The organism is Geodermatophilus sp. SYSU D00965 (genome assembly GCF_054050075.1).
This window is the reverse complement of record NZ_JBJGYQ010000052.1, coordinates 1-3335: the sequence shown is the minus strand read 5'-3', so window position 1 is coordinate 3335 and position 3335 is coordinate 1. Positions and strand designations below refer to the sequence as shown.

2 protein-coding genes are annotated in these 3335 nt (G+C 73.9%); both read left to right on the top strand.

Translation table 11 applies throughout. The features are described from left to right. Nucleotides 1–2390: Pls/PosA family non-ribosomal peptide synthetase (locus tag ACI789_RS24505; protein ID WP_457012156.1), on the top strand; the 2390-nt coding region annotated here is incomplete at its 5' end. 16 nt (nt 2391–2406) lie between these two features. Beyond that, the coding region (locus tag ACI789_RS24500) for an AMP-binding protein (protein ID WP_457012155.1) at nt 2407–3335 on the top strand (929 nt) is incomplete at its 3' end.

Sequence of the window (3335 nt, the reverse complement as noted above, 5' to 3'; positions counted from 1 at the left end):
CCCCCCCCCCCCCCCCCCCCAACCCCGCCCCCCCCCCCCCCCCCCCCCGCCCCCCCCCCCCCCCCCCCCCCCCCCCCCCCCGCCCCCCCCGCCCCGCGCCCGCGGGGACGGCGCAGTACGTCCTCTGCGGGGTCCTGCAGGCGCTGTTCTTCTTCTGCTACTGCCTGCTCGTCGCGACCTCCGGCGTCGCCGCGTACGACTGGATCTCCGACGGCGGGAGCCTCCTCTACGACTACGAGCGGTCGGTCGTCGTCGGCACCGCCTTCTTCGTCGGCATCTGCGTCCTGCCGGTCCTGGCGAAGTGGCTGCTCATCGGCCGGTGGAAGGCCGAGGAGATCCCGGTCTGGAGTCTGCGCTACGTGCGCTTCTGGATCGTCAAGACGCTGGTCCAGAAGAACCCGATGATCCTGCTGTTCAACGGCACGCCGATGTACCCGCTGTACCTGCGGGCGCTGGGCGCGAAGATCGGCCCCGGCACCGCCATCTTCACCAAGACCGTGCCGGTGGCCACCGACCTGCTCACGATCGGCGCCGGCACCGTGATCCGCAAGGACACGCTGGTCAACGGCTACCACGCCCACGACGGCGTGATCCGGACCGGACCGATCACCCTCGGCAGGGACGTCGTCATCGGCGAGGCCGCGGTGATCGACATCGGGACGTCGATGGGCGACGGCGCCCAGCTGGGCCACCGCTCGTCCCTGCAGGCGGGGCAGGCCGTGCCCGCCGGCGAGCGCTGGCACGGGTCACCGGCGCAGCCCACCCGCACCGACTACCGGCTGGTCCCGCCCCGGCCGGTCAGCACCCGGCGCCGGGCGACCTACACGCTGCTGCACCTGTGCAACGTCCTGCTCGTGGACCTGCCGCTGCTGATGGGCGGCTTCGCCGTGGCCGTCATCGCGTTCCCCGGCCTCAGCGAGCTCCTGGACCCGGGGCCGCTGGCGCTGACGAGCGGGACGTTCTACTGGAACGCCGCCGTGGGCTCGCTGGTGCTGTTCTTCGGCGGCACCCTCGTCACCTGGCTCGTCGTCGTGACCGTCCCCCGTGTGCTCGGTCTGTTCATGACGCCGGGCCGGGTCTACACCCTGTACGGCCTGCACTACTCGATCCACCGGTCGATCCTGCGGCTGACCAACGCGAAGTTCCTGATGGCCGTGCTCGGCAACAGCTCCTGGATCGTCCACTACCTGCGGTCGCTCGGGTACGACCTCGGCAAGGTCGTGCAGACCGGCTCCAACTTCGGGATGGTCGTCAAGCACGAGAACCCGTACCTGACCTCGGTCGGGTCGGGGACGGTCGTGGCCGACGGGCTGTCGGTCATGAACGGCGACTACTCGGCGACGTCGTTCCGGGTGTCCCGGACGTCGATCGGCGCCGACAACTTCCTCGGCAACGCCGTCTACTACCCCTCCGAGGGGCGGACCGGCGACAACTGCCTGCTCGCGACCAAGGTCATGGTGCCGATCGACGGGCCCGTCCGGGAGGGCGTCGGGCTGCTGGGCTCGCCGGCCTTCGAGATCCCGCGCACGGTCGAGCGGGACGCGGCCATCAACGAGCACCTGCAGGACCCCGACGAGCTGCGCCGCCGGCTGGCCGCCAAGAACCGGCACAACCTGCGCACCATCGCCCTCTTCCTGTTCGTCCGGTGGGTCAACTTCTTCGCCCTGACCCTCATCACCCTGGCCGGCTTCGAGCTGCACAACAGCTTCGGCGGCTGGTCGGTGGCGGCAGCCATGGTCGTCAGCGTGCTGTTCGCCACCGCCCTCGGCATCCTGGTCGAGCGCGCCGTCACCGGCTTCCGGCCGCTTCAGCCCCGGCAGTGCTCGATCTACGACCCGTACTTCTGGTTCCACGAGCGGTACTGGAAGCACACCGCGCAGCCGGCCTTCTTCAACGGGACGCCGTTCAAGCCGCTGGTCTGGCGGCTGACCGGTGTCCGGATCGGCCGCCGGGTCTTCGACGACGGCCTGGGCATGCCCGAGAGGACGATGGTCACCATCGGCGACGGCTGCACCTTCAACGCGGGCAGCGCGGTCCAGTGCCACTCGCAGGAGGACGCCGGCTTCAAGTCCGACCGGATCGTCATCGGCTCGGGCGTCACGCTCGGCACCGGCTGCTGGGTCCACTACGGCGCGACGATGGGCGACGGGTCGGAGCTGGCCCCCGACGCCTTCCTCATGAAGGGCTCGGTCGTGCCGCCGCGCACCCGGTGGGCCGGCAACCCGGCCGAGGAGGTCGGGGAGGTCCCGACGCCCCTGCCCCAGCCCACGCCCCCTGTCGCCGTCCCCGCGGCCGCCCTGCTGCCGCCGCGCGGCGAGCGGGTCCCCCTGTCCCCGTCCGGCGGGCGGCACCGTGCCGGCCCACGGCACCTCACCCCGTCCGCCCGCTGAGAAGGGAACGCGTCTGATGACCGTCACGGCTACCGAGACCGGCCGCGAGTTCTGGCGGGAGGTGCTCCTCGCCGGCGGGTCGACCGCGGTGCCGCGGTGGACCCTGGACCCGCGACCGGGGGTCGCCCGGCACGAGGCGCTGCTGCCCGGGAGCCTGACAGCGGCGGCCCGCCGGCTGGCCGGCGAGCTGGGGGTGCCGGTGTCGGCGGTGTTCCTGGCCGCGCACGCCCGGGTGCTGGCCGCGCTGTCCGGGGAGACCGACGTGGTCACCGGCTACGTCTCCGGCTCGGCGGGACCGCTGCCGTGCCGGCTGCCGGTGGACGGCGGGTCGTGGCGGGAGCTGGTGGCGGCCGCGGCCGCGGCCGAGGCGGGGCTGCGGGCGCACCGGGACGTGCCCCTGGACGCGCTGCGCGCCGAGCTCGGCGTGGCCGGCCCGACGTCGGAGGTGGTGCTGGACACGGCCGCCGACGGGGAGCTGCCCGAGGGCGCGGTGCTGCGGATCGGCATGCCCGGCGGCGGGGCGCGGCTGGCCGTCCGCCACCGCAAGGACGCCCTCGACGCGGCCGCGGCGGCGCGGATCTGCGGTTACCACCGCACCGCCCTGGCCCAGCTGGTCGCCGACCCCGACGCCGACCCGCTGGCGGGCAGCCTGCTGTCGGCCGACGAGCTGCGCCACCAGCTGCACGGCATGGCCGGCCGCGCGCGGGAGCTGCCGCCCCGGGCGGCGCACGAGCTGTTCGAGGAGCAGGCCGGGCGCCGCCCGGAGGAGGTCGCCGCGGTGCTCGGTGACCGGCAGCTGACCTACGGGGAGCTCAACTCCCGCGCCAACCGGCTGGCCCGGGCGCTGCGGGCCCGCGGGCTGGCTGCCGAGGACGTCGTCGCGGTGGTCACCGAGCGGGACCTGGACTGGCTGACCGCGGTGCTGGCGGTGTTCAAGGCCGGCGG